This window comes from Streptomyces atroolivaceus (assembly GCF_000717025.1).
Classification (GTDB): domain Bacteria; phylum Actinomycetota; class Actinomycetes; order Streptomycetales; family Streptomycetaceae; genus Streptomyces; species Streptomyces atroolivaceus.
In genome coordinates, this window is the sequence record NZ_JNXG01000017.1 from 352,738 (window position 1) to 378,163 (window position 25,426).

Consider the following 25,426-nt stretch of genomic DNA (forward strand, 5'->3'; position numbering starts at 1 on the left):
GCGTTCTGCCTGTTCAGCGCACCTCGCGCGCCGTGGTCCGGCCTCTTGGCGGGGTGCCCCGGGCGCCGCACACTCCCAGTGGGCTCCCGGCCGGGAGCCCCGCCCTTGGCGTCACGTGCACCGAGAGGTCCTCCATGCGCCCGCTCCGCCGGCCCGCCGCCCTGTCCGCCGCCGCCCTCTCCACCGCGGCCCTCCTGCTGACCGCCCCTTCCACCGCTTCGGCCCACCCGCACGACGCGACGCACACCACCCCGGCCATCGCCGACGGAGGCTTCGAGACGCCGGTCGTCCCGGTGCCGGCCCCCTTCACCACCTACCTCGGCGGGCAGACCGCGGGACCCTGGGCGGTCGGCGGCGACAGCGTCGACGTGACCTCCGACCGCCTCTGGGACACGGCTGAGGGCAGCCAGTCGCTGGATCTGAACGGCACCACGTCCGGCAGCGTCTCGCAGGAGATATCGACGCACCCCCTGACCTCGTACGTCGTCAGCTTCGAACTGGCCGGCAACCCGGCCTGGGCCCCCGCCCTGAAGACGGGTGAGCTCAGAGTCGACGGCGTCCCCGTGAAGACCTTCAGCTTCGACGTCACCGGCCGCGGTTTCCGGAACATGGGCTACACCCGGCAGACCGCCGTCTTCTCCAGCCTGCTGAAGAACAGCGTCACCCTCACCTTCGCCAGCACCAGCCCCGGCCCCGGCGGCCCGGTCATCGACGACGTCCGGATCCGGAGCTGCCTGCTGGTGCTCTGCCCGCCCGCCTGAACCGGCGGGTGACCGGGGAGGCCGTCAGGGGCGCAGGGCCCTCAGCAGCAGGTCCGCCAGGTGGTCGGCGACCTCCTGCTGACTGAGCGGGCCGTCCGGGCTGTACCACGTGGACAGGTGGTGGACCGAGCCGAAGTGGTAGTCGACGACCAGGTCGGCCGGGGTCGCCACGGAGAACACCCCGGCCCGCTGGCCCTCCTCGATGAGCGCCCGGAAGCGCTCGTGGTACCGGCGGCGCTCGATCCGTACCTGCTTGTTCTTCTCCGGGCTCAGGTGATGCATGGAGCGGAAGAAGATCGAGGCGTCGTCGAGGTTCTCGATGGTCGTGACGACCACGTCCGCCGCAGCGTCACGCAGCCGCCGCTCGACCGGCGCCTCCGCGTCCGCGAAGGCGTCGAGACGCTCCTGCTGGAGGCGCAGCACCCGGGCGTAGACCTCCTGGAGGAGGTCCTCCTTGGACCCGAAGTAGTGGTACAGCGCCCCCTTCGTGACACCCGCGGCCTCGACGATCTCCTGGACGGAGGTGCGGTCGTAGCCGCGCTCCGCGAAGAGCCGGGTGGCGGCGGCCAGCAGCCTCTGGGGGACGGGCGTACCGTCCCCGTCCGTAGCCTTGGCCATTGCCGCCACCTGCCCTCTCGTACCACGCGTGAACTGTTCTAACGGGGGGAACGCAGTTCCCGCCTGAGGATCTTCCCACTCGCCGTCTTCGGGAGTTCGGTCAGGATCTCCACTTCGCGGGGGTACTTGTAGGCGGCCAGCCGCTCCTTGCAGTACGCGCTGAGCTCGCCCGGTTCCGTCTCGGCACCCGGCCGCAGGCTCACGTAGGCCCGGACGGTCTCCCCGCGGTAGGCGTCGGGGACGCCCACCACGGCCGCCTCACGGACGGCGGGGTGGGTGTAGAGGACGTCCTCCACCTCCCGGGGCCAGACCTTGAAGCCGGAGGCGTTGATCATGTCCTTCTTGCGGTCCACGACGTAGAGCCAGCCGGCGGTGTCCATGAAGCCGATGTCCCCGGTGCGCAGCTCCCCGTCGGGGAAGGCCGCCTCGGTGGCCTCGGGCAGATTCCAGTACCCGGAGACGACCTGCGGTCCGCGTACGGCGATCTCACCCTGGTCGCCGAAGGGGACGTCGTCGCCCTTCTCGTCGATGATCCGGACCACGGTGTCGGGGCCGGGCAGACCGACCGAGAGGGTGCCGGAGACGGGGTCGACGGGCGCCTCGTGCTCCGGCGGTACGGACGCGCAGGGCGCGGTGCACTCGGTGAGTCCGTAGCCGTTGCGGATGTACGGGCCGAAGCCGTCGCGGAACTTCTCGACCAGCGCGGGCGGCAGCGGCGCGCCGCCCGAGGAGATCACCTTGAAGGAGGAGAAGTGGTCCCGGGTGACCTCCGGGTGCGCGGCGAGCGCCATGAAGGCGGTCGACGGGCCCACGGTGTAGGCGGGGCGGTGCTCGGCGAAGGCCTCCAGCACGACGCTCGCCTCGAAGCGGTAGGCGAGGACCAGGGTGCCTGCGTTGGCGATACAGGCGGCGAGCTGGCACACCATGCCGGTGATGTGGAAGAGCGGGGCGAGCGCGAAGTAGGCCGCACCCTCGTCGATGGGGTGGCCGGCGCGCTGCCGCTCGGCGTTGACCATGATGTTGCCATGGGAGTTCATGGCTCCCTTGGGGCTCCCGCTCGTCCCGGAGGTGTAGCTGATCAGCGCGGTGTCCGCAGCACTGAGCTCCCGGCCGTCGGGGGCGGCCAGGCCTCGGCGGGCCACGGCCACCAGGTCGGATGCCCGGTCGTCGGCGCCGGGGGCGGGGAGGCGCTCGAAGCCGAGCACGCGCGGGTCGTCGGCCGACTGGAGGTCGAGCTCGCAGGCCGTGACGGCGATCCGTACGCTCGGGGCGGCCTCGGCGGTGGCCCGGAGATAGGACTCCCAGGCACGGTCGGAGCAGATCAGCGCGGTCACCTCCGCGTCCTTCAGCACATGCCCGACCTCGCCGGACTTGTACATCGGGTTGAGCGGGACGACGGTCGCGCCGGCCTTCCAGGCCCCGAGCAGCGCGAGGACGAAGTGCGGGGTGTTCTGCAGCATGATCGCGACCCGGTCGCCGTGCTCCAACCCCTCGGCGGCGAGGTGCCCCGCCACGGAGTCGGACAGCTCGTCGGCCTCCCGGTAGCTGAGGCGTCCGTCGAAGTAGGCGAGGGCGGTGTGGTCCGGGGCCCGCCCGGCGGCCGCACGGAAGGCGTGCACCATGGTCTCGGCCGGATGGACGGGGGCGAGCTGGGCCTCGCTGAGCAGGGCGGTCCACGGCTTCGCCGCGTAGATCGACTCGGTCATGCGCCGGCGCCCTCCCACTTCTGCTGCAGGTGGTTCATGTTCCCGATCCACTGGTCGGGGTCCTTGGCGCGGGCGCGGTAGTAACCGGCCACCTCGGGGTGCGGCAGCACCAGGAAGCGGTCCTGCTCCATGGCGTCGAACAGGGCGTCGGCGACGGCCTCCGGCTCGATCGCGGTGGGCGCGAGCACGAGGTCGCCCGCGGATCCGGCAGCCGTGAGCATGTCCGTGCGTACGCCCTGGGGGCAGATCGTGTGGACCTTGACGCCCCGGTGCCGGTAGGTCAGCGACAGCCATTCGGCGAAGGCGACGGCACCGTGCTTGGTCACGCTGTACGGGGCGGCGCCGATCATCGTCAGCAGGCCCGCCGCCGACGCGGTGGACACGAAGCGGCCGCTGCCGCGCTCCAGCCAGTCCGGGAGCAGCGCCTTGGCCGCGCGGACGTGCGCCATCACGTTGACGTCCCAGGCCCGGGCCCAGACGTCCTCCTCGGCGAAGGCGTCGCCGCCCGAGGCGAGGCCGGCGTTGGCGCAGTAGACGTCCACCGTGCCGTCGAGCGCGTCGCGCGCGGCGTCCACGATGCCGGAGGCGTCGCCTGCCACCACGGTGCCGCCGATCTCCTCGGCGAGCGCCTTGATCCGGTCGGCATCGAGGTCGTTGACGACGACCCGCGCGCCCTCCGCGGCGAATCTGCGGGCAAGGGCGGCCCCGATGCCGCCTCCGGCTCCCGTCACCACTACGCCAGCGCCCTGCACCGTACTCATCGGTCCCGCCTCTCTCAGCCGTCTTCCCCGGCAGACTAACCAGTCGGTATGTGATCGGGGAAGGGGTTCGGGGCAGGACTGGGAATCTGCCCAGTCGTGGCCGTTCCGTGTGGCCCGCACCCGCGCTAGCGTGCGTGGCCATGACAGTCGACGCGATCACGGAGGTAGCCCGATGACCCTGTCCAGGCGTGGATTGCTGGCTGTCGGCGGAGCGGTGGGAGCCCTCGCGACGACCGCCGCCGGACCGGGGACGGCCCTGGCCGCCGGCCGGGAGCACGGGACCGGGCGGGCCGGCGTCCGCACCGGTTTCGAGCGGCTGGCCGCCGACGGGTACCGGCTGCTGGCCGGGCAGAAGGTGGGTGTCGTCACCAACCCGACGGGGATCACGGCCGACGTACGGCACATCGTCGACGTGATGCACCCCGACGACCGGGTGAACCTGACCGCCGTCTTCGGCCCCGAGCACGGCTTCCGGGGGACCGCGCAGGCGGGCGGCTCGGAGGGGCGGTACGAGGACCCCGCCACCGGCCTTCCGGTCTACGACACGTACCTGAAGAGCGGGCAGCCGCTGGCCGACGTCTTCACGGCGTCGGGCGTCGACACGGTGGTCTTCGACATCCAGGACGCGGGCGCCCGGTTCTACACGTACATCTGGACCCTGTACGACTGCATGGAGGCGGCCGCGCTCGCCGGCAAGCGGCTCGTCGTCCTGGACCGGCCGAATCCGGTCACCGGGAGGGCGGCACTGGGGCCCGTGCTCGACCCGGCGTTCGCGACCTTCGTGGGACGCAGGGAGATCGCGCAGGCGCACGGGATGACGGTGGCGGAGCTCGCGCTGCTCTTCAACTCCGAGTTCCTGGCGGCCGGGCCGGTGGAGCTGGACGTCGTGAAGATGTCCGGGTGGCGCCGCAAGGACTTCTTCGACGTGACGGGCCTTCCGTGGGTGCCGCCGAGCCCCAACATGCCGACGCCGGAGACCGCGGTGGTCTACTCCGGGACGTGCCTGTTCGAGGGGACGAACCTCTCCGAGGGCCGGGGGACGACACGGCCGTTCGAGCTGCTGGGAGCGGAGGGGATCGACCACCGCTGGGCGGCCGCCGCGAACGGTCTGGAGCTGCCCGGGGTCGCCTTCCGTGAGGCGTACTTCGCGCCGACGTTCTCCAAGTTCCAGGGGAGGACGGTGGGCGGGGTGCAGGTGCACGTCCAGGACCGGGACGCCTTCGACCCCGTACGCACCGGCATCGCGCTGCTGGTCACGGCGAAGCGGACGTGGAGCGGGTTCGCGTGGCGGCCCGACAACTGGATCGACAAGCTCACGGGTAACACCCGGGTCCGCACGATGATCGACGCCGGGGCGGACACGGACGAGGTGGCTGGTGCCTGGGCGGCCGACCTCGCCGCCTTCCGGAAGGTGCGGCGGGAGTACCTGCTGTACCGGTGACCGCCGGGACGCCGTGAGCCCGTTCCCCGTCCGGCCGGACGGGGAACGGGCCCGGTCACGTCCTCGCGCGCGTTCAGCGGTGCGAGGGGAACTCCACGACCAGCTGGTAGGTCGGCCGGTTCTGCCAGTGGACCGACTTCTGGGAGATCCCGCCCAGCGGGCGGTGGATGATCGCGTCGGTGCACCACTGCTCACCGGCCTTGCAGCTGTCGTCACCCGGGTAGACCTCGGCGGCCGGCACCGCCGCCGCCTCCTTCAGGGTGCTGAGCAGCGCGGACCGGCAGGCGCTCAGGTCGCCGTCGCCGCAGTACGTCTTCGCCAGCGGCCCCTTGACGGGCTGTCCGAGGACCTGGCGCAGGTCCTTGTCGGCGAAGCCCCACCAGCCGTACTGGAAGGCGCTGCCGCTGTGCGCACCGCTCGGCCCGTGGCTGGCGGCCGGGGACTCGTCCGTGGCCAGGCTCGCGGTCAGTGCCGTGTAGAGGCCGTCACCCAGCCCGGGGCGGAACTCCGCCTCGACCAGCCTCGGCCACCACGCGTCCATGATCCGTACCGCGTCCGCGTGCGTGTACGTGTGCGATCCCGGAGCGGTCTCCTTGCGCTGTGCGCCTGCCGCCCGCCAGGAATCCAGCTGCTGCACCACCGCGTCGAGCGCCGGGTCCGTGACCGGCTGGGAGCGCAGCACCTTCAGGAGCTCCGGCAGCAGCTGCTCGCCCCGGAGGTCGGTGAGGGCCGCCTCCTCCATGGCGCGGGTGAGGGAGGCCCGGGTCACCCCGCCCTCCTCGACGAGGTCGGACACCCGGTCGTCGAGCAGGTCACCCCGGTGCACCGCGCCGAAGCCGAACGCGGCGGTGGAGTAGTCCTCGGCCTGGCGGTTGTTCCAGGAGATGTAGTAGTCCTGGCCGCTGGAGTGCGGGTGCTCGGCGAACGGGGTGTAGTCGGTGGTGTTGGCCGCCGGGTCGTACCCCTGCCACTCGTACGCCTTCTCGGCCTTGACCGGCAGCGCCGCGTCCACCCCGGCCGCGCGCACGGGGTTCATCCCGCTGTTGTAGTAGGCCGTGGTGCGAGAGTCCGCGTAGAACCAGTTGAAGGCGTAGTCGATGTGGCTCGCCGCCTGCTGGAAGGAGGCCGCGTCCGTCACGTACGCCGGGTCGTTGAGCAGCTGGAAGCCGATGATCGAGTCGGCCTCGTGCCGGTAGGTGGTGCGCAGCGAGGTGTAGGCGACGGGCTTGCCGTCCATCGTCGCGCGGTGGGTGACGATGCCGTAGTCCGTGCGCCACACCTGCATCCGGTAGGAGCCCTTGGCGGTGGAGTCGGCGACGGTGGGCTTCCAGGCGTTGGTGCGCTCCAGCTTCTCCATGGCCGTGCAGGCGCCGTCGTTGCGGTAGTGCGTGGAGTCCTTGGTGGGCGCGGAGCCGTCGGGTTCGCAGAGTTCGACGGCGTACGTGTCGGTGATGTCCTGGGCCGCCGAGGTGGCGCTCCAGGCGTAGTCCTGGCCACGCCCCATCTGGATGTACATGCCGACTCCGGCGAAGGAGACGCCTCGGGCGCTGATGCCGGGGCCCTGGAGTTCCTGGAGCATCATCAGCTGCGGCGCGAAGTAGCCGGTCTGCGGGCCCATGACGGCGACCGGGTTCCCGCTCGCGGTGTGCTTGCCGGACACCAGGAGGGCGTTGGACATCCCGCGCTTCTGGGCGCCGTCACCGGATCCGGGCAGCGAGCCCTCCGGTATGACCCCGTCGTCGTACATGCCCTGCAGCGGCTCGAGCGCGGCCGGCGCCTTCACCGGAGCCTTCCTGTTCGTGCCCGCCGAACCGGTGCGGTCGTATATCAGCGGTTCCGGGGTGACGGAGCCCGCGTCGGGAAGGGCGGTACCCCGGGCCTTGTCGGGCTTGCCGGCGTACGGGAACGAGGTGCCGTCGTGGACGGTGAGGACCGCTTCGGGGTCGTTGCGCTGCCGGAAGGACTCCCAGACCCGGGTGCCCTCCTCGACGCCGTACTTCTGCTGGGCGGCGAGCAGCGAGAGCGCGGCCTGGACCTCACCCCCTCCTCCCCCGCCGAACTGGCCGCCGACGACCGAGGCGATCGAGATCAGGTCGGTCAGCTTGAACGGCTGGATCTCGCCGATGTTCGTGATGGAGTCGATCTTCCCGGTGAGGACGTACTCGCCCGGGAAGTAGCGGCCCTTCTTCGACTTCACCCGGTAGGCGTTGATCCCGTCGACGTAGGCCTGTGCGTCGGCCATCGCCTGCTCGCCGCGTGCACCCTCGGTAGTCCTGATGCGTTCGACCTGGGCCTCGAGATCCGCCTCGGTGTACGGGGCCTGCGGCCAGAACTGCTGTTCCAGGCCCTGGTTGGCCAGTGCGCCACCTGCGAAGGAGGTGAGCTCGCCACGCCCGATGTGGCGGAAGAGGTCCATCAGCCACAGCCGGTCCTGTCCGGCGGCGAAGCCGGCGCCGAACTCGGTGCCGTAGCGGGTGGTGCCCTTGATGTGAGGGACACCGCTCTTCTTGTCCCGGGTGATCGTGACGTCCTCGCGCGGTTTCGTCACGGACTCCACCTGGTCGGCGGCGACCCCGAAGGAGGCGTCGTTGAAGAAGTCCGTCAGCTTCTGGTCGGTGAGGCTCGTATGACCCGCGACCAGGCCGTTGTAGCGGTCCAGCTGGTCGTCGCTGTGCGCGGGGTGCGTACCGAACGCCTTGTTGCCGAGAATCTCGACGAGCGTGGCGTTGCCGTTCGCACCGGGCGGCAGGATGTCCGCGCATTGGTTGTGGCAGTGGTCGGTGACGGCGACGGGTTCCGGTTCCGCCGCTCCGGCGCCGGGAGCCGAGAGCAGGGACGTGCCGAGAGCGAGAACGGCCGCGACTGTGGCGGCTCCGAGCGTGCGGGTGCGTGGGGGCATGCGTGCTCCTCCGGGTGGCCGATGGGCCGGAGGTTACTTGCGGTACCCCCCGCCGGTAAGGTGAACATCAGTCACTTTTTCTGAATCACCACACGCCTGCACGTGACCTCACGTGGACCGTCTCGATCCGTGGACGCTTTTCGCCTTTCGATGGAGCCGAATCGGGCACTCGTACGTCCATCCCTTGACGCCGAAGTACGAGTGACGGAGGTGGCAGTGCAATGGCCGGTTTCCGGAGTCTTGCGAGACAGGTCCGCGATCCGCGGGGCGATCTGGCTCTGCGGCGGTACTCGCTGCGCAAGTGCCTGGAACGATTCGCCCCCTATGGTCACCGGGCGACCTGGGATCATCTGTGCGCCCGGCACGGGATCGAGCCCGAGGACAGGGCCCCCGAACCGGTGCGCCTGATGCGCGCGCTGGAGGAACTGGAGGAGGCGCGGGCCGTGTGGCTCGCGTACGAGGCGGGCTTCGCCGAACGGCGGCGCCGCGAGAAACACGACGGGCTGCGGCGGCCCGGCGCATTCGACGACTGGCACCGGCGGACCTGGGGCGGCTACGGGATCGCCCACTGCGAGGATCCGGAGGTCCACCCCGGCGCACCCCTGGCCGAGGTCCTGGGGCGGCTGATCGCGGCCCTGGGCACGAAACCCGGCGCCGCCTGCCCGGTGTGCGCGGGGACCGGGATCATCTGGCGGCAGGACCTGGACCGCGAACCGTGGTCCGGTCCGGTCTGCACGGCGTGCGGCATCGTGGTCCCCCGGCCCGTCCTGACGGCGGGCGCGCTGGCCAGGGCCAGGGGAGCACGGACGAGGGACCTGACGGCGTCGGCCGCCTGAGGCGGACGTGACATCTGGGGACCCGCCGGAGCGGGAGCGCGTTCAGGAACGCCTGGCCGCGCCCCGCTCGGGCATGAGCCGCGAACCGGCCATCCGGTCACCGATGACGTCGTCAGGGTTGGACAGCACGCAGGTCTCCAGCGACAGGCAGCCGCAGCCGATGCAGTCGGTGAGATGGTCACGCAGCCGTCCCAGCTGCTTGATCCGCTCGTCGAGTTCCGAGCGCCACGCCCGGGAGAGCCGGGCCCAGTCCTCGTGGGTCGGCGTGCGCTCCTCCGGCAGCTCGGCGAGCGCGTCCCGGATCGTGGCGAGCGGGATACCCACGCGCTGGGCGGCGCGTACGAACGCGACCCGGCGCAGCGCGTCCCTGGTGTAGCGGCGCTGATTGCCACTCGTGCGACTGCTGCTGATCAGGCCCTTGGACTCGTAGAAGTGCAGGGCGGACACCGCGGCGCCGCTACGGGCGGAGAGCTGGCCGACGGTGAGTTCTTGGCATGACTGCGGGATCTGTGGCACTCCTCGAACCCTAATGGGCGCACCTCCGCCTCCGCCCCCGCTTCGAAAACCCGGCCGGTCCGTCGTTGACAGGGAGGCGCGCCCCAACCATGCTGAGCAAGCGCTTAGACACCGCCCGGGGAGGGCGACCGACAGCCGGAAGGCAGGGACCAGGAACATGGCAGAGCCGAAGATCTTCACGTCCGCGCAGGAGCTGCGGGACGCCGTGGGCGAGGAGCTCGGGCACAGCGACTGGCTGGAGGTCGACCAGAAGAGGATCGACCTGTTCGCCGAGGCCACGGGCGACCACCAGTGGATCCATGTGGACCCGGAGCGCTCGGCGACCGGCCCCTTCGGGACGACGATCGCGCACGGCTACCTCACGCTGTCGCTGCTGCCGGTGCTCGTGCCGCAGATCCTGCGGGTCGAGGGCGCCAAGATGGGCATCAACTACGGCACCAACAAGGTCCGCTTCCCCTCGACCGTCCCGGTGGGCTCACGGCTGCGTGCCACCGCCGTGCTCAAGAGCGTCGAGGAGGCGGGCGGCGGCGTACAGGTGACCGCCCTCGTCACGGTCGAGCGCGAGGGCGGCGACAAGCCGGCCTGCGTCGCCGAGTCGGTGTCGCGCTACTACTTCTGAGCCGCGCCGCGGCTTCCGGTCGGTGCGGAGTCCGCCGGGCCCTGCGCACGCCGCGTCCGCCCGGTCCCGTCCGGGGGGCGTGGCCCGCTCGCCGCCGCGGGCGCGGTCGTCACTTCCGGGCGCCCACCATGCGCAGGACGAGGTCGGCGTAGAGGGTGCCGACCTCCTCCGGCGTCCGGCTGCCCTGTGCGTTGAACCAGCGCGCCACGTCGATGCAGAGGGACAGCACGGCGAGCGTGGTGCCCGGAACGTCCGGGACGTCGAACTCACCCGCCCGGACACCGTCGCCGATGATCCGGCGCACCACGGCGTCGGTCCGCCTCCGCAGGGCGACGATCTCCACGCGGTGCTCGTCGCCGAGGGCCTCCAGCTCGTACTGCACGACCCGGGCCGTGGTGTGCCGCTCGGCGTGCCAGCTGACGAAGGACCGGACCGCGTCGGCGAGCCGCTCGGCCGCCGTGCCGTCCCTGCCGGCCGCCGTCTCCAGGAGGAGCAGGGCCCGGTCGTGGCCGATCCTGCTGATCCTGTGGAGCAGCTCTTCCTTCGTCTTGTAGTGGATGTAGAGCGCGGCCGGGCTCATACCGGCCCGTCCGGCGATGTCCCGGGTGGTGGTCGCGTGGTAGCCGCGCTCGGCGAAGGCCTCGACGGCCGCGACGAGCAGCCGCCTCGCCGCCTCGGGCGTGACCTCACCCCACGGCGTGCTGTCGCCGTCGGTCTCCTCCGCCGTGCTCATCGCCACGTGCCCCTTTCCGCTGGCAGGACGAACACCATACCGCGAACCTGAGCAAGCGCTTAGAGCGCTCGGGAGGTGAGATCGTCAGAGCTTCTGGAAGGGATCGTGCTCGGCGAGGATCTTCTCCAGCCTGGCCTGGTCCACCCGGCTGACGATCTGCCCCGCCTCCTGCCGGTCCCTGATGACCTTGGCGAGGGTGAAGCAGGAGGTGACGAGATAGAGGACGCCGATGGCGAGGAAGGCCCGCACCCAGGCGTCGGCGTCGAGGAAGAAGATGCCGAGGGCCACCGCGCCCATCGCCACCCCGAAGGAGAGGACGGCCTGTCCGTAGAAGGCGGCGGTGTTCTGCTGCTTGACCGATGTTGTCTCACTCATGTCGCACAGCATCCGGCGCGGTCGCGTACGCCGGTATCCGTCGGCGTACTCACCCGGTACTCAGACGGCGGTGCGGTCAGGGCACGGGACACAGCGGCGCGTCCGCCGAACTCCAGTGCGGCGCCGTCGAAGAACTCCCCGGCCTCCTCCGCCGCCAGGGGTCCCCGGCGGGTGCCGGCGGGGACCTCGCCCGAGTCGTCGCGCCCGGGACCGAACCCCCATGCCGGCCCGCCGGCCGCGAGCGCCAGGACGGGCGCTCCCGCGGTTGCCTTGCTCCCTCGACGCCCCCGTGGCCTCTCCCCCGCCGTGCCGGCCGAGGACGCCATCGGAGCGGGAACGCTCCGGTGCCGCCTCCCCCGGCGGGCGGAGTCCGCCGGGAGGGTGCTAGAAGGCGGAGACTCCCGTCAGTGCGCGGCCGATGATCAGCTTCTGGATCTGGCTGGTGCCCTCGTACAGGGTCATCACCCGGGCGTCCCTGACCAGCTTGCCGACGGGGTACTCGTCGATGTAGCCGTAGCCGCCGAACACCTGCAGGGCGTTGTTCGCGGCACGGACCGCGGCCTCGGAGGCGAAGAGCTTCGCCGTCGACGCGGCGGTGGCGAAGTCCTGTCCGCGGTCGATGAGATCGGCGACGCGCCAGGTCAGCATGCGGGCGGCGTCGACGTCCACGGAGATGTCGCTGATGAGTTCCTGGACGAGCTGGTAGCCCGCGATGGACTTGCCGAACTGCTCACGCTCGCCCGCGTAGCGCACGGCGGCGTCCAGCGCGGCCTGCGCGATGCCGACGCAGCCGGCCGCGACCGACATCCGGCCCTTGGCCAGGGCGGACATGGCGATGGAGAAGCCCTTGCCTTCCGGGCCCATGAGGGTGGAGGCGGGGACCCGGACGTCCTCCAGCACCAGTTCGGCCGTGGCCTGGCCGCGCAGCCCCAGCTTGCCGTGGACGGTGCGCCGGGTCAGGCCGGGGGCGTCGGCGGGTACCAGGAAGGCGGAGACGCCCCGGTGACCCGGGGTGTCGTTCGTGCGGGCGAACAGCAGGACCACATCGGCCCAGGTTCCGTTGGTGATGAACATCTTGGAGCCGTTGATGACGTAGTCTCCCCCACTCTCGGCTCCGCTCGAGCGGGAGGTGCCCCCACCGTCCCGCACGGCCCTGGTGGTCAGGTTTCCGGCGTCGGAGCCGGTACCCGGCTCGGTGAGGCCGAAGCAGCCGACGGCCTCGCCCGCGGTGAGGTCCGGCAGCCACTGCCGCTTCTGCTCCTCGCTCCCCCAGGACGCGATCGTCTTGGCGACCAGGCCGAGCGAGACGGACACGATGCCCCGCACCGAGGAGTCGCCGCGGCCGAGCTCCTCGGTCACCAGGCAGTACGCGAGGTGGTCCCCGCCGGATCCGCCGTACTCCTCCGGGATCGTCAGCCCGAGGAACCCGAGGGCACCCAGCTTCTTCACGATCGACTTGTCGACACTCTCGGCACGGTCCCACTCGACCACGTGCGGGGTGATCTCCCGCGCGACGAAGTCCTCGGCGAGCTGCCGGACGGCGTCCTGCTCCTCGCTCAGCTCCAGGTTCATCCTGCGACACCCCACTTTTAATTAGCACTGCTAGTTTTCCGCTTGCAGGCCCTACTATGTGCCGCATGGCCCGACCGCGCAAGCCCCTCCTCAGCAGAGACCGCATCGTCGAGGCGGCGGGCGTGCTCGTCGACGCCGAAGGGCTGGCCGCCGTCTCCACCCGCCGCCTCGCCGCCGAGCTGGGGGTGAGCGGACCCTCGCTCTACAACCACTTCCGGAACAAGGACGAGATTCTCGACGCGGTCGCCGACGCCGTGTCCGCACAGGTCGACCTGTCGATGTTCGAGGAGGCCGACCCGCGCGACTGGCCCGCCGCCCTGCACGACTGGGCCGTCTCCTACCGCGCGGCGCTCGCCGCGCACCCGCACATCGTGCCCGTGCTGGCCCAGGGGCCCGGCCGGCGTCCGGCCGGCCTGCGCGTCGCCGACGCGGTCTTCGGCGCCATGGTCCGGGCCGGCTGGCCCCCCGCCCAGGCCACCTACATCGGCGCACTGATGCGCTACTTCATCACCGGGTCGGCGCTCGGTTCCTTCGCCCGCGGCTTCGTCGACGACGAGACGGCGTACGACCCCGCCGACTACCCCCACCTCGGCCAGGCCCACCTGCTGGCCGACCGTCGGCAGCAGGTCGACGAGGGGGCCTTCGAGACCGGGCTGCGCGCCCTGCTGGACGGCCTCACGCTCCAGTACGAGCAGACGGTCACCGGACGCACGGTTCGGCCCGCGCCGAACGGTGCCTGACGCATCCTGGACGCATGGCCCGTACGACACCCCGTGACCCGGCCGCGCCCCGGCTCGCCGCGCTGGCGGCCCTGCTCGCCGACGAGACCCGCGCCTCCTTCTGCCTGGCCCTGCTCGACGGCAGGGCGTGGACGGCGGGTGAGCTGGCTCGCGCCGCCGGAGTCGCCGCCTCGACGGCCAGTGAGCATCTGGACAGGCTGGTCGAGGGCGGGCTGCTGGCCGAGGAGCGCCAGGGCCGCCACCGCTATCTGCGGCTGGCCGACGGGCGGATCGCCCAGCTGGTCGAGGAGCTGGCCGCGCACGCCCACCCCGGCGCCCCGGTACCGCCGCGAACCCTGCGCGAGTCGAGCCTCCACCACGCACTGGCCCGTGGGCGCACCTGCTACGACCATCTCGCCGGGCGGCTCGGCATCCGGATCACCGACGCGATGACCGAGCGCGGGCTCCTGCGGCAGGACACCGGTTTCGCGCTGACCGACGCAGGCCTGGAATGGTTCGGCGCGCTGGGTGTCCCCCTCGACACCGCCTCGCGGAGACCCCTGGCGCGGGGCTGCCTGGACTGGACCGAGCGGCGGCCGCATCTGGCGGGCACCTCGGGCGCCGCCCTGTGCCGCCACGTGCTGGACGCCGGATGGTGCGAACGGGTCGGGACGGGCAGAGCGGTCCGGACGACCTCCGCCGGACTGCGGGCCCTGTCCGAGCACCTGGGCATCGAGCCCGCGACCGTCGACACGGCCGGCGGTTCGGCGGGACCCGAAGGGTCCGCGGCCTAACGTCGTGGCCATGACGACGACACCGACAGCGCACGACACAGCGCCGGCCGCATCCGGAGGCGGCTGGCGCGCTCCCGCCGCCGCGGGCACCACGGTCATCCTGTGGGCCTCCGCATTCGTCTCCATCCGCAGCGCGGGCGAGGCGTACTCTCCCGGGGCGCTGGCGCTGGGCCGCCTCCTCGCGGGCACCCTGACGCTCGGCGCGATCCTGCTCGTGCGTCGCGAGGGGCTGCCCTCCCGGGCCGCGTGGCCGGGCGTCATCGGGTCCGGGCTCCTCTGGTTCGGGCTCTACATGGTCGTGCTCAACTGGGGTGAGCAGCAGGTCGACGCGGGAACGGCGGCCATGATCGTCAATGTCGGGCCGATCCTCATGGCGCTGCTGGGTGCCTGGCTGCTCGGGGAAGGGCTGCCGCGCCGGCTCCTGACGGGCATGGCGGTCTCGTTCGCGGGCGCCGTCGTCGTCGGTCTCTCCATGTCGGGCCACGGAAGTTCCTCGGTGCTCGGTGTGCTCCTGTGCCTGCTGGCCGCACTGGCGTACGCCGGTGGGGTGGTCATCCAGAAGCCCGCCCTGCGGCACGGATCCCCGCTCCAGATCACCACGTTCGGCTGTCTCATCGGCACGGTCGCCTGCCTGCCGTTCACCGGCGTGCTGGTCTCCGAGGCGGCCGACGCTCCCGTTTCCGCCACCCTGAACATGATCTATCTCGGTGTGTTCCCCACGGCCCTGGCCTTCACCACCTGGGCCTACGCGCTGGCCCGGACCACCGCGGGCCGGATGGGAGCGACGACGTACGCGGTCCCCGCGGTGGTGGTGCTGATGTCCTGGCTGCTGCTCGACGAGGTGCCGGCGCCGCTCACCGTCGTGGGCGGGCTGATCTGCCTGGCCGGGGTCGCGGTCTCGCGGACCCGCGCCCGGAGCCGTGGCGCGGTCGACGGCCCGGCGGTGGCGGCGGACCCGCCCGAGGGAGGCCTCCGGTGAATCCCGCCCGGCCCTGAGCAGCGCGCGTCCGCACCGCTGCCGTACCGGGCGCCTGGGTGCCGGCCCGCCTCCCGGCGCCGGTCCGGGGCGGGGCCGCTGCGGCCGGGTGGCGGGGCCGTGCCCCGCACGGCCCCGCACCTGCGCGCCGGCCCTAGAACACCACCAGCGCGCGTCCGCCCTTGCCCGCGATCATGTTGTCGAAGGCCGCCGGGATGCCGTCCAGCCCGATCCGCTCCGTCACCAGCATGGAGAGGTCGAACCGCCCTGCGCGGATGTGTTCGGCGAGCACCGGCAGGTCGCGTGCCGGGTCACTGTTCCCGTAGACGCAGCCGGTGAGGGAGCGGCCCCAGTGGAAGATCTCCAGGGCGTTGAAGGTCACCTGCTGGTCCTTGCCGCCGATGCCCACGACCGTGGTGCGGCCTCCGCGGCGGGTGGACTCCCACGCCCCGCGGATCGTGGCGGGGCGGCCCACGCACTCCACGGCGACGTCCGCGCCCTGGCCGCCGGTGAGCTTGCGGATGGCGCGCGGCGTGGTGTCGGACGCGACGACGTAGTCGGTGGCACCCGCCCGGCGGGCGAGTTCCTCCTTCTCCGGTGAGACGTCCACGGCGATGATCTTCGATGCTCCGGCGATGCGGGCGGCCTGCAGGACGGCGAGACCGACCCCGCCGATCCCGAAGACGACGACGCTCTCGCCCTCGCGCACCCGGGCGGAGTGGTGGATCGCTCCGTACCCGGTCAGGACAGCGCAGCCGAGCAGGGCCGCGTCGTCGAGCGGGATGCCGGCCGGGGCGGGCAGCACGCAGTTCGCGGCGACGACGGTCTCCTGGGCGAAGGCCGCGACGTTCAGGCCCGGGTGGAGTTCGGTGCCGTCGGCCGTACGGGCGTGGATGTTCGCCGCACCCTTGAGGGCGTCGGCGCAGAGCCAGACCTCACCGATGCCGCAGTGGAAGCACGCTCCGCAGGACGGCGCCCAGTTGAGGACGACGGGGTCGCCCGCGGCGACGTGGGTGACGCCCTCGCCGACGGCGCGGACCGTACCGGCGCCCTCGTGGCCGAGGACGGCGGGGACGGGCAACCGCATGGTGCCGTTGGACAGGGACAGGTCGGAGTGACAGACACCGGCGGCGGCGAGAGAGACGCTCACCTGGCCGGGGCCCGGCTCCGGGAGTTCGATGTCGGTGATCTCCAGCGGAGCTCCGACGGCGGGAAGTACAGCGGCGCGGACCACGAACAGACTCCTCGGTGGATCGGCGTGGGGATCAGAACTGGAGGGACTTGGTCTGGAGGTACTCGGAGAGGCCGTGCGGACCGAGCTCGCGTCCCACGCCCGACTGCTTGTAACCGCCGAAGGGAGCGAGCGGGTTGAAGCGTCCGCCGTTGATGTCGACCTGTCCGGTGTCCATGCGGCGGGCGAAGGCCACGGCCTCCTCGTCGTCCGCGCCCCAGACCGCTCCGGCCAGCCCGTACACGGTGTCGTTGGCGATCCGCAGGGCGTCGTCCACGTCCTCGTAGCGCAGGATCGAGAGCACCGGGCCGAAGATCTCCTCCTGGGCGATGGTCATTTCCGGCGTCACGTCGGCGAACACGGTGGGGCTGACGTAGTAGCCCTGGTCCTTGGGCGCCTCGGGGCCTCCCGCGACGAGGCGGGCGCCCTCTTCGATGCCCTTCTCGATGTAACCCCGCACCCGGGCCTGCTGCTTGGCGTTGACGACCGGGCCGACCCGCTCGCCGGGCACGTACTTGGCGACGGCCGTGGCGGCGAGGCTCACGGCCTCCTCGTACCGCTCGGCGTCGACCAGCATCCGGGTCCAGGCGCTGCACGTCTGGCCGGAGTTGGACATCACGTTGGCGACACCGACGTTGACGGCCTTGGCGAGGTCCGCGCCCGGGAGGATCACGTTGGCGGACTTGCCGCCGAGCTCCAGGGCGAGGCGCTTGACGGCCGCCCCCGCCGTGGCACCGATCTGCTTGCCGACGGCCGTGGATCCGGTGAAGGAGACCAGGTCGACGTCCTCGTGCTCGGCGAGGGCCTGCCCGGCGACCGTCCCGATACCGGTGACCAGGTTGAAGACGCCGGCCGGCAGGCCCGCCTCCTGGGTGGCCTCGGCGAAGAGCTGCGCGGTGAGCGGGGTGTCCTCGGCGGGCTTCAGGACCACGGTGCAGCCGGCGGCCAGCGCCGGGGCGACCTTGGCGACGATCTGGTGGAGCGGGTAGTTCCAGGGCGTGATCGCGCCGACGACCCCGACGGGCTCCAGCAGGACGGTGGAGTTTCCGAGCTTCTCCTCGAAGGAGTACGAGGCGGCCAGCTCGGCGTACGAACCGGCGACCAGCACCGGCACACCCGCGTGCACCATCTGGGACAGTGGCAGCGGGGAGCCGAGCTCGGCGGTGACCGTCTCGGCGATCTCGTCCTTGCGGGCGGCGAGCACGTCACGCAGCGCGGCGATCCTCGCGGCGCGCTCGGCGGGCGGGGTGGCCGCCCAGCCGGGGAACGCGGCGCGTGCGGCGCGCACCGCCGCGTCGACGTCCTCCGCGGTGCCCGCCGGGACGTGGTCGATGACCTGCTCGTCCGCCGGGTTCACGACCGCGATCGTGTCCTGGCCCGAGGCGGGCCGCCACTCCCCGCCGATGTACATCCCGTCATGCGCCTTCATGGCTGTTCCTCCCGGGCTCGCTGTGCCTGCCGCCGAAGCCGTGCGTCGTACGGACGGATGCCGTCCCGGCCCCAAACTAGCGCTGTTAGTTTTTCGGCGCCAGGGAACCGCTGGAGACACAGGTCACGCACGGCCGGTGCCACACTCGCACGCCGGGGCGGGGAATGCCCCGGGCAGGGGCGGTCACTGCGCGCGCGGTGGCCGGGGAGCGCCGCCGTCCGGCCGCGTCAGGTGGAGTTCCGCCTGGCGCGAGGGCGTTCGCGCCGGGGTGTGCGTGCCGCGGGCGCCGGTCCGGCACCCGCCGTCCCGGCCCCGGCTCCGCCGCCCCTGAGTCCGAGCCCCGCCGCCCCCACGAGCAGGACCCCCAGCATCACGAACGGCGCGCCGGTGCCCGCGACTCCCGCGGTCAGTCCTGCCGAGGCGGGGGCCGCGACCTGGCCGAGCCGGTTGCCGGTGAGCCTGAGGGCGAGGGCGGTGGAGCGGGCCGCCGCGGGGGCCGCCTGGACGACGGTGGTCATCGACAGCGGTTGGCCGAACCCCAGGCAGAAGCCCAGCACGGCGAGCATCACGGCGAGCCCCCACACCGGGACGGGCAGGGCGACGGCCGCACAGAGGAGGCCGCCGAGCAGACAGGTCGTGGAGAGCAGAGCGGCTCGGCCGACGATGCGCAGCACGGGTGACATGACGAGCCGGCAGGCGATGGTCGCGGCGGCCCGCAGGCTGAGCAGCAGGCCGACGGTGGCGGGTGGGATGCCCCGGTCCTCGCCGACCACCGGCAGGTAGGCGGTGAGGATGTCGGTGGCGCTGAGCACGGCGAGGCTGATGAAGATGCCGGCCGGGACTCCCCGGGCGCGCAGGATGCTGCCCACCGGCACCTTCTCGGCTGCCTGCCGGTGCGCACCAGGGGTCCTGGGGTGCTCGATGCGCCACAGCGAGGTGAAGGAGACGGCGGCGACGGCCGCCGAGACGAGCAGGGCGAGGGTGCTCGTACGGGCCATCTCGCCGTCCTGCTCGGAGATGAGGTAGCCCGCGGCGATCGGTCCGACGAGCTGGCCGAGGGAGGCGCCGATGGTGAAGTGGCCGAAATTGCGGTCCTGCTCGGCGGGCGGCGACTGCCGGGCGACGAGCGACTGGGCGCCGATCACGAAGCAGAGGTGGCCGAGACCCATGAGCCCGCTCCAGGCGGCCAGCACCGGGAGGGAGCCCGAGGTGCCGCTGAGCGCGCAGCCGCCGCCGATCAGGACGACCCCGACGGGCAGCAGCGGTGCGCAGCGGCCGTGATCGGTCCGCCGGCCCAGCGGTACGGCGGCGAAGAGCGGCAGCAGCGCGTACACACCGGCTATGACACCGATCGCGCGCTCGTCGGCACCCAGCGAGAGAGCCCGGTAGGAGACGGCTGGCCGCGCCATCGACACCGCCCCCTGCGCGAAGGCGAAGGCGATGACGAGGCGCAGCAGCCAGCCCCTGCCGGGCCGTGGTTCCGGAGGCATCAGATGATTCCGAAGAGGATCCCGGCGCCGAGGACCACCAGGGAGGTGAGCACGGCCCACTTGACCGTGAAGCGGGTGTGGTCGCCGAACTCGACCTTGGCCATGCCGACCAGGACGTAGACGGCGGGCACGAGCGGGGACGACATGTGCAGCGGCTGCCCCACGATGGAGGCACGCGCGATCTCCAGGGGGGAGACGCCGTGGGCGGCGCCGGCCTCGGCGAGCACGGGCAGCACTCCGAAGTAGAAGCCGTCGTTGGACATGAAGTAGGTGAGGGGGAGGCTCAGCAGGCCGGTGACGAGGGCCATGTGCGGACCCATCGCCTCGGGAATCGCCCCGACGAGCCAGTCCGCCATGTGTTCGACCATGCCGGTGCCGGTGAGTACGCCGGTGAAGACGGCTGCGGCGAAGACCATGCCGGAGACGTTGAGCACGTTGTCGGCGTGGGCCGCGATCCTGGCCCGCTGGTCGGGCATGTGGGGGAAGTTGACGGTGAGGGCGAGGGCCGCGCCGAGCAGGAAGAGCACCGGGATCGGCATGAGTTCCATGATCATGGCGGTCAGCAGGGCGATGGTGAGGCCGGCGTTGAACCAGTACAGCCGGGGACGCAGCGTCGGCCTGTCGGGGTCGAGCCCCTTGAACTCCTCCTCCGCGTCACCGTCCTGCGCGTCGCCGTCCTCGGCGGCGTCCGCACCGCCCGCACCACCGGCGCCGGCACCCTTCGGGCCCTTCGTGAGCCTGTCACCGCCGCCCGCACCGACGAGCACGGTCTCGGGCTCGGTCACCAGCACCTCGTCGAGGGTGAGCACGCCGAGCCGCTTGCGCTCACGGCGGCCCAGGACGCAGGCGAGGAGGATGACGGCGAGCAGTCCGACGGCCAGGGCCGGGATCATCGGGACGAAGATGTCGGCCGCGTCCACCTTGAGCGCGGTGGCCGCCCGGGCGGTGGGACCGCCCCAGGGCAGGGTGTTCATGACCCCGTTCGCGGTGGCCGCGACACCGGTCATGACGACCAGGCTCATCTTCAGCCGCTTGTAGAGCGGATACATCGCCGAGACGGTGATCATGAAGGTGGTGGAACCGTCGCCGTCCAGCGAGACGATCGCGGCGAGCAGGGCCGTACCGATGACGATCCGCATCGGGTCGGCCTTGCAGAAACGCAGGATGGCCCGGACGATCGGGTCGAAGAGACCGACGTCGATCATCACGCCGAAGTAGACGATGGCGAACATGAGCATCGCCGCGGTCGGCGCGAGGGTGCCGACCCCTTCGATGACGTAGTCACCGAGGTTCGCGCCCTGTCCGACGGCCACGCAGAACAGGGCGGGGATCAGGACCAGCGCCGCGATCGGCGACATCTTCTTCGTCATGATCAGGACCAGGAAGGTCGCGATCATGGCGAAGCCGAGGATTGTCAACATATGGGATACCTAACGTTCACCTTTGAACTTCACCGGTGCCGGCGGTCCGGACGACGTTAGGGGCCCCGAAGCAGCGTTAACAAGATGTTGACGTGTGAGCAATACGAGCAAAACCCCAGGTCAGCGAGTCGGTGTTACGGAGACAGGGACGGCGTTGAGCACCGCGGTACCGGACAGCGGGTCCAGGAGGGTGCCGTCCAGGAGCTGGTTCACGTTGACGCCGGGCTCCGCCCCGGCGACCGACATGCGGGTGCCCGGGCGGCTGTGGCCCCATCCGTGCGGGAGGCTCACGACCCCGGGCCGCACGGAGTCGGTGATCTCGGCGGGCGCGTCGACCTCACCGCCCGCCGCGGTGATCCGGGCCGTCTCGCCTTCGGCGAGTCCGATCCGGGCCGCGTCGTCGGGGTGGATCTGCAGGGTGCAGACGTTCGAGCCGCCGCGCAGCGCGGCGACGTTGTGCATCCAGCTGTTGTTGGACCGCAGGTGGCGGCGGCCGACGAGGACGAGTCCAGCGGGCCGCGCGCCGATCGACGCGCGGAGCCGGGGCAGGTCGGCGGCGATCGGCGCCGGGAACAGCTCGATGCGGCCGCTGCGGGTCCTGAGCACCTGCGGGATGCGCGGCTTCAGCGGGCCGAGGTCTATCCCGTGCGGACGCGCGAGGAGCTGCTCCAGCGTGAGGTCGTACGGGCCGAGCCGCAGCATCAGGTCGAGACGGCGCTCGGCGCCGGTGCGGCCGGTCAGGTTGCCGGCGAGCTCCTCGGGGAGTCCGGCCCTGGCGAGCGTCGTCGTGATGACCAGGTCGTCGACCGTCTCGGGCGGAGCACCGTGGTTGCCGCCGACGGCGAGGACCAGCCGGGCGAGGATCTCGCCCTCGTCCATCCGGCCCTCCTGCAGCGGCACGGCCGGGCGGCTGTACCGGACCTGGTTGCGGACGGCGAAGGAGTTGAACGCGAAGTCGAAGTGGGCGCTCTGCGAGGGCGGGGGCGGGGGCAGTACGACGTCCGCGTGGCGCGCGGTCTCGTTGAGATACGGATCGACGCTGACCATGAAGTCGAGGCCGTGCGCGAGCGCCCGGTCCAGGCGGTCCCCGTCGGGCGCGGAGAGCACCGGGTTGCCCGCGATGACGATCAGCGCCCGGATCCGGCCCTCCCCCGGTGTCTCGATCTCCTCGGCGAGTGCGGCGGCGGGCAGTTCGCCCTTGGCCTCGGGATGCCCGGAGACCCGGCTCCTCCAGCGGCCGAGGTCGAAGCCCTTGCCCGGCGCGGCGGCGCGCGGTGCGCGGGCGGTCGCGGAGAGGGGGAAGAGCGCACCGCCGGGCCGGTCGAGGTTGCCGGTCAGGATGTTGAGTACGTCGATGAGCCAGCTGGCCAGGGTTCCGTGCTCGACGGTGCAGCTGCCGATGCGCCCGTAGACGGCGGCGGCGGGGGCGGCGGCCAGCTCGCGGGCGATCTCCCGGATGGTGTCCGCGTCCACGTCACAGGCCGCGGCCACCGCCTCGGGGGTGAAGTCCGCAATGGCTTCGGCCAGTTCGTCGTATCCGTCCAGGTGCCCGGCGAGCGCGCCGGGGTCGGCGAGCTTCTCCTCGACGACGACCTGGGTGAGTGCGGCGAGCAGCAGGGCGTCGGTGCCGGGCCTGATGGCGGCGTGCCGGTCGGCCAGCCGCGCGGTGCGGGTGCGGCGCGGGTCGATGACGGTGAGGGTGCCACCGCGCCGCCTGAGCGCCTTGAGCTTCCCCGGGAAGTCGGGGGCGGTGCACAGGCTGCCGTTGGACTCCAGCGGGTTGGCGCCGATCAGCAGCAGATGAGCGGTGTGGTCGAGGTCGGGTACGGGGATGGCGTGGGCGTCGCCGAAGAGCAGTCCGCTGGAGACGTGCTTGGGCATCTGGTCGAGGGTGCCGGCGGTGAAGACGTTGCGGGTGCCGAGCGCGGACAGCAGCAGCGGCGGATAGAGCCCGCCGGCCATCGTGTGCACGTTGGGGTTGCCGAGGAACACCCCGACGGCCTGCTTGCCGTGCTCCTCGATCAGGGCCGGGATCTTCGCCGCGATCGCGTCGAACGCCTCGGTCCAGGTCGCCTCGCGCAGGACGCCGTCCTTGCGGACGAGCGGTGTGCGCAGCCGGTCCGGGTCGGCGTCGAGGCCCCCGAAGGAGGCGCCCTTGGGGCAGATGAAGCCCCGGCTGAAGACGTCCTCGCGGTCACCCCGGGCACCGGTGACCGAAGTCCCCTCGATGGTGAGGGTGAGTCCGCAGGTGGCTTCGCAGAGCGGGCAGACACGCAGAGCGGTACGGGTTTCGTGGGACACGGGCCCTCCCCGGGGCGGCGGCAGCGGTGGCGCGCGGGCGTGATCCGGCGTCCCACGGCGCGCTCGGCGGGCGTGGACTCCCGGCGGACCGAGCATACCGACCGGTACGGATGGTGGCGAGGTCTCGGCGCGACCGGTTGTCCCGTCCGCCCCGGCCCCTTCAGTCGAGGATCCGCGAGAGATAGGCCTGGAGCAGGACCCTGGTCTCCGCTATCAGGTCCGGGTCGCCCGCCGGGTCGGCACGGAAGGCGAGCTGGAGGAGGGCGTCGGCGGCCTGCACGCAGACCAGGACCGTACGGAGCAGCCGGGCATCGGCGGGGGCGCCGTCGCGCCCCCGGCCGAGATGGCCGGAGAGGAGCTCCGTCAGGCGTCCCGCGACCAGCCGGTTCACCTCCTCGTCGAGCGGACCCGCGGCCGGCACGGGCGGGCCGAAGTCGACGAGGGCGAAGCCGGGGACGGAGCGCTTCATCGCCAGGTACTCGTCGAGCACCGCGTCGATGGCCGCACGCCATTCCCGCTCCGGTATCCCCTCGAGCCTGGCGACCACCCGCCGGGCGTAGGCCTCCAGGTTGCGCTCGGCCAGGGCGTCGACCAGCGCCCTCTTGTTGGGGAAGAAGCGGTAGACGGAACCTATGGGCACTCCGGCCCTGTCGGCCACCGCCCGGGTGGAGAGCTGCTCGTAACCGGCCTCGTCGAGCAGGGCGGCACCGGCGTCGAGGATGCGGGCGAGACGGTCGGCGCTCCGTTGCTGCACGGGGACGCGTCGGAGGTTCGTATGAGCGTGGGACACGGTCCCATCATGCCCGTATGCCGTTGACGGGCCACGTTTCGATTCCTACGGTGATGCATAGGATTCTTCGTCAGGGGATCCACGGGATTCCTCATCCACCGGGAGCGCAAGATGAGCGGCATCGAACAGGCGAGGAAAGCGGCGGAGAATCCGGGCCACAGTTCCGGCTTCGGCAACGAGCACAGCTCGGAGGCCGTCCCGGGCGCCCTGCCGCACGGCCGCAACTCGCCCCAGCGTGCCCCCCTCGGGCTGTACGCCGAGCAGCTCAGCGGCTCGGCCTTCACCGAACCCCGCGCCCGCAACCGCCGGTCCTGGCTCTACCGGATCCGCCCCTCGGCCGCCCATCCCGCCTTCGTCCGCATCGACAACGGCACCTTGCGCACCGCCCCCTTCACCGAGACCGCCCCCGACCCCAACCGGCTTCGCTGGGACCCGCTCCCCGACCCGGCACCCGGTACGGACTTCCTCGACGGCCTGTGGACGCTGGGCGGCAACGGAGACGCCACGCAGCGCACCGGCATGGCGGTGCACCTGTACAGCGCGAACTCCTCCATGACGGACCGCGTGTTCAGCGACTCCGACGGCGAGCTCCTGATCGTTCCCGAGCGCGGCGGCCTGCTGCTCCGCACGGAACTGGGGCTGCTGGCGGCCCGGCCGGGCCAGATCGCGCTGATCCCCCGGGGGGTGCGCTTCCGCGTCGAGCTGCTGGACCCCACGGCCCGGGGCTACGTCTGCGAGAACTACGGCCAGCCCTTCGTCCTGCCCGACCTGGGTCCGATCGGTGCCAACGGCCTGGCGAACGCGCGGGACTTCCTGGCTCCCGTCGCGGCGTTCGAGGACCACGAAGGCCCGGTCGAGGTGGTCAACAAGTTCTGCGGGAACCTCTGGTCGGCGACGTACGGGCACTCGCCCCTCGACGTGGTCGCCTGGCACGGCAACCACACGCCGTACGTCTACGACCTGCGCCGCTTCAACGTCCTCGGCACGATCAGCTACGACCACCCGGACCCGTCGATCTTCACCGTGCTGACCTCGCCGTCCGACACCCCGGGGCTGGCGGGCGTCGACTTCGTCGTCTTCGCCCCGCGCTGGCTGGTCGGCGAGGACACCTTCCGCCCGCCCTACTTCCACCGCAACGTGATGAGCGAGTACATGGGGCTGATCGAGGGCGCGTACGACGCCAAGGCGGGCGGCTTCGTGCCGGGCGGCGGCTCGCTGCACAACATGATGTCGGCGCACGGCCCGGACCGTGAGACCTTCGACCGGGCGAGCGCGGCGGAGCTGAAGCCGCAGAGGATCGACGACGGTCTGGCGTTCATGTTCGAGACCCGCTGGCCGGTCACGGCGACCGCGCAGGCGGCGGGCGCGGGCCATCTCCAGCGCGGGTACGACGACGTGTGGCAGGGTCTGAGCCGCAACTTCCGGCCGTGAGACCGCA

22 protein-coding genes are annotated in these 25,426 nt (G+C 71.9%); 8 read left to right on the plus strand and 14 right to left on the minus strand.

Annotated features, from left to right (window positions below):
* The first annotated feature begins 134 nt into the window (after positions 1-134).
* Positions 135-761, plus strand: a complete 627-nt coding sequence (locus OO67_RS28605; RefSeq protein WP_033304630.1) for a DUF642 domain-containing protein — start codon at positions 135-137, stop codon at positions 759-761.
* A 24-nt stretch (positions 762-785) separates the two neighbouring features.
* Here OO67_RS28605 and OO67_RS28610 read toward each other — a convergent pair whose 3' ends face one another.
* Genes OO67_RS28610 through OO67_RS28620 form a run of 3 tightly spaced genes read right to left on the minus strand, consistent with a single transcriptional unit; the run spans position 786 to position 3,846 of the window.
* Positions 786-1,379, minus strand: coding sequence for a TetR/AcrR family transcriptional regulator (locus OO67_RS28610; protein ID WP_033304631.1), 594 nt, complete (start codon positions 1,377-1,379; stop codon positions 786-788).
* Positions 1,380-1,417: 38 nt separating this feature from the next.
* On the minus strand, positions 1,418-3,085 hold the full coding sequence (locus OO67_RS28615; RefSeq protein WP_033304632.1) for a class I adenylate-forming enzyme family protein: 1,668 nt from the start codon (positions 3,083-3,085) through the stop codon (positions 1,418-1,420).
* Positions 3,082-3,846 carry an SDR family oxidoreductase gene (locus OO67_RS28620; RefSeq protein ID WP_033304634.1) on the minus strand — a complete coding sequence of 255 codons (765 nt, stop codon included), beginning with the start codon at positions 3,844-3,846 and terminating at the stop codon, positions 3,082-3,084. The genes OO67_RS28615 and OO67_RS28620 overlap by 4 nt, the downstream gene beginning before the upstream one ends.
* Positions 3,847-4,018: 172 nt before the next feature.
* Here OO67_RS28620 and OO67_RS28625 point away from each other — a divergent pair, with 172 nt between their 5' ends.
* Positions 4,019-5,287 carry an exo-beta-N-acetylmuramidase NamZ family protein gene (locus OO67_RS28625; protein WP_033304635.1) on the plus strand — a complete coding sequence of 423 codons (1,269 nt, stop codon included), beginning with the start codon at positions 4,019-4,021 and terminating at the stop codon, positions 5,285-5,287.
* 73 nt (positions 5,288-5,360) lie between these two features.
* Here OO67_RS28625 and OO67_RS28630 read toward each other — a convergent pair whose 3' ends face one another.
* Positions 5,361-8,186 (minus strand): penicillin acylase family protein, encoded by a 2,826-nt coding sequence (locus OO67_RS28630; RefSeq protein ID WP_033304636.1) that lies wholly within the window; start codon positions 8,184-8,186, stop codon positions 5,361-5,363.
* 221 nt (positions 8,187-8,407) lie between these two features.
* Here OO67_RS28630 and OO67_RS28635 point away from each other — a divergent pair, with 221 nt between their 5' ends.
* On the plus strand, positions 8,408-9,022 hold the full coding sequence (locus tag OO67_RS28635; RefSeq protein ID WP_033304637.1) for a hypothetical protein: 615 nt from the start codon (positions 8,408-8,410) through the stop codon (positions 9,020-9,022).
* Between the two features lie 42 nt (positions 9,023-9,064).
* On the opposite strand, the gene soxR is transcribed toward OO67_RS28635, so the two are convergent.
* Positions 9,065-9,538, minus strand: a complete 474-nt coding sequence (gene soxR / locus OO67_RS28640) for a redox-sensitive transcriptional activator SoxR (protein WP_033304638.1) — start codon at positions 9,536-9,538, stop codon at positions 9,065-9,067.
* Between the two features lie 157 nt (positions 9,539-9,695).
* Here soxR and OO67_RS28645 point away from each other — a divergent pair, with 157 nt between their 5' ends.
* The gene (locus OO67_RS28645) at positions 9,696-10,157 is read left to right on the plus strand and encodes a MaoC family dehydratase (RefSeq protein WP_033304639.1); all 462 of its coding nucleotides are present in this window, start codon (positions 9,696-9,698) and stop codon (positions 10,155-10,157) included.
* A 109-nt stretch (positions 10,158-10,266) separates the two neighbouring features.
* Here the strand turns inward: OO67_RS28645 and OO67_RS28650 are convergent, their stop codons facing one another.
* The 3 genes from OO67_RS28650 to OO67_RS28660 form a co-directional block, all read right to left on the minus strand.
* Positions 10,267-10,890 carry a TetR/AcrR family transcriptional regulator gene (locus tag OO67_RS28650; protein WP_033304696.1) on the minus strand — a complete coding sequence of 208 codons (624 nt, stop codon included), beginning with the start codon at positions 10,888-10,890 and terminating at the stop codon, positions 10,267-10,269.
* 84 nt (positions 10,891-10,974) lie between these two features.
* A complete protein-coding gene (locus OO67_RS28655) occupies positions 10,975-11,265 on the minus strand; it encodes a YiaA/YiaB family inner membrane protein (protein WP_033304697.1) in 291 nt (96 codons plus the stop codon).
* 384 nt (positions 11,266-11,649) lie between these two features.
* Positions 11,650-12,837 (minus strand): acyl-CoA dehydrogenase family protein, encoded by a 1,188-nt coding sequence (locus tag OO67_RS28660; RefSeq protein ID WP_033304641.1) that lies wholly within the window; start codon positions 12,835-12,837, stop codon positions 11,650-11,652.
* A 65-nt stretch (positions 12,838-12,902) separates the two neighbouring features.
* Between OO67_RS28660 and OO67_RS28665 the strand changes: the two genes are divergently transcribed.
* From OO67_RS28665 to OO67_RS28675, 3 genes are read left to right on the plus strand one after another with little or no spacing between them, the layout of a single operon-like run.
* Positions 12,903-13,577, plus strand: a complete 675-nt coding sequence (locus OO67_RS28665; protein WP_033304642.1) for a TetR/AcrR family transcriptional regulator — start codon at positions 12,903-12,905, stop codon at positions 13,575-13,577.
* Positions 13,578-13,591: 14 nt separating this feature from the next.
* Entirely contained in the window at positions 13,592-14,350 is a 759-nt protein-coding gene (locus OO67_RS28670) for an ArsR/SmtB family transcription factor (protein WP_051709918.1), read from the plus strand.
* A 10-nt stretch (positions 14,351-14,360) separates the two neighbouring features.
* The gene (locus OO67_RS28675; RefSeq protein ID WP_033304643.1) at positions 14,361-15,329 is read left to right on the plus strand and encodes a DMT family transporter; all 969 of its coding nucleotides are present in this window, start codon (positions 14,361-14,363) and stop codon (positions 15,327-15,329) included.
* A 151-nt stretch (positions 15,330-15,480) separates the two neighbouring features.
* Here the strand turns inward: OO67_RS28675 and OO67_RS28680 are convergent, their stop codons facing one another.
* From OO67_RS28680 to OO67_RS28705, 6 genes are all read right to left on the minus strand, one after another.
* Complete coding sequence (locus tag OO67_RS28680; RefSeq protein ID WP_033304645.1) at positions 15,481-16,560, minus strand: Zn-dependent alcohol dehydrogenase; 1,080 nt, start codon at positions 16,558-16,560, stop codon at positions 15,481-15,483.
* Between the two features lie 31 nt (positions 16,561-16,591).
* Positions 16,592-17,986 carry an aldehyde dehydrogenase family protein gene (locus tag OO67_RS28685; protein WP_033304646.1) on the minus strand — a complete coding sequence of 465 codons (1,395 nt, stop codon included), beginning with the start codon at positions 17,984-17,986 and terminating at the stop codon, positions 16,592-16,594.
* Positions 17,987-18,213: 227 nt separating this feature from the next.
* Complete coding sequence (locus OO67_RS28690) at positions 18,214-19,476, minus strand: MFS transporter (RefSeq protein ID WP_033304647.1); 1,263 nt, start codon at positions 19,474-19,476, stop codon at positions 18,214-18,216.
* Complete coding sequence (locus OO67_RS28695; protein WP_033304649.1) at positions 19,476-20,897, minus strand: CitMHS family transporter; 1,422 nt, start codon at positions 20,895-20,897, stop codon at positions 19,476-19,478. Before OO67_RS28695 ends, OO67_RS28690 begins: the two co-directional genes overlap by 1 nt.
* 120 nt (positions 20,898-21,017) lie before the next feature.
* Positions 21,018-23,198, minus strand: a complete 2,181-nt coding sequence (locus tag OO67_RS28700; protein WP_033304650.1) for a molybdopterin oxidoreductase family protein — start codon at positions 23,196-23,198, stop codon at positions 21,018-21,020.
* A gap of 160 nt (positions 23,199-23,358) precedes the next feature.
* Positions 23,359-23,988 carry a TetR/AcrR family transcriptional regulator gene (locus OO67_RS28705; protein WP_033304651.1) on the minus strand — a complete coding sequence of 210 codons (630 nt, stop codon included), beginning with the start codon at positions 23,986-23,988 and terminating at the stop codon, positions 23,359-23,361.
* Positions 23,989-24,099: 111 nt separating this feature from the next.
* Here OO67_RS28705 and hmgA point away from each other — a divergent pair, with 111 nt between their 5' ends.
* Positions 24,100-25,419, plus strand: a complete 1,320-nt coding sequence (hmgA, locus tag OO67_RS28710) for a homogentisate 1,2-dioxygenase (protein WP_033304652.1) — start codon at positions 24,100-24,102, stop codon at positions 25,417-25,419.
* Positions 25,420-25,426 lie beyond the last annotated feature (7 nt).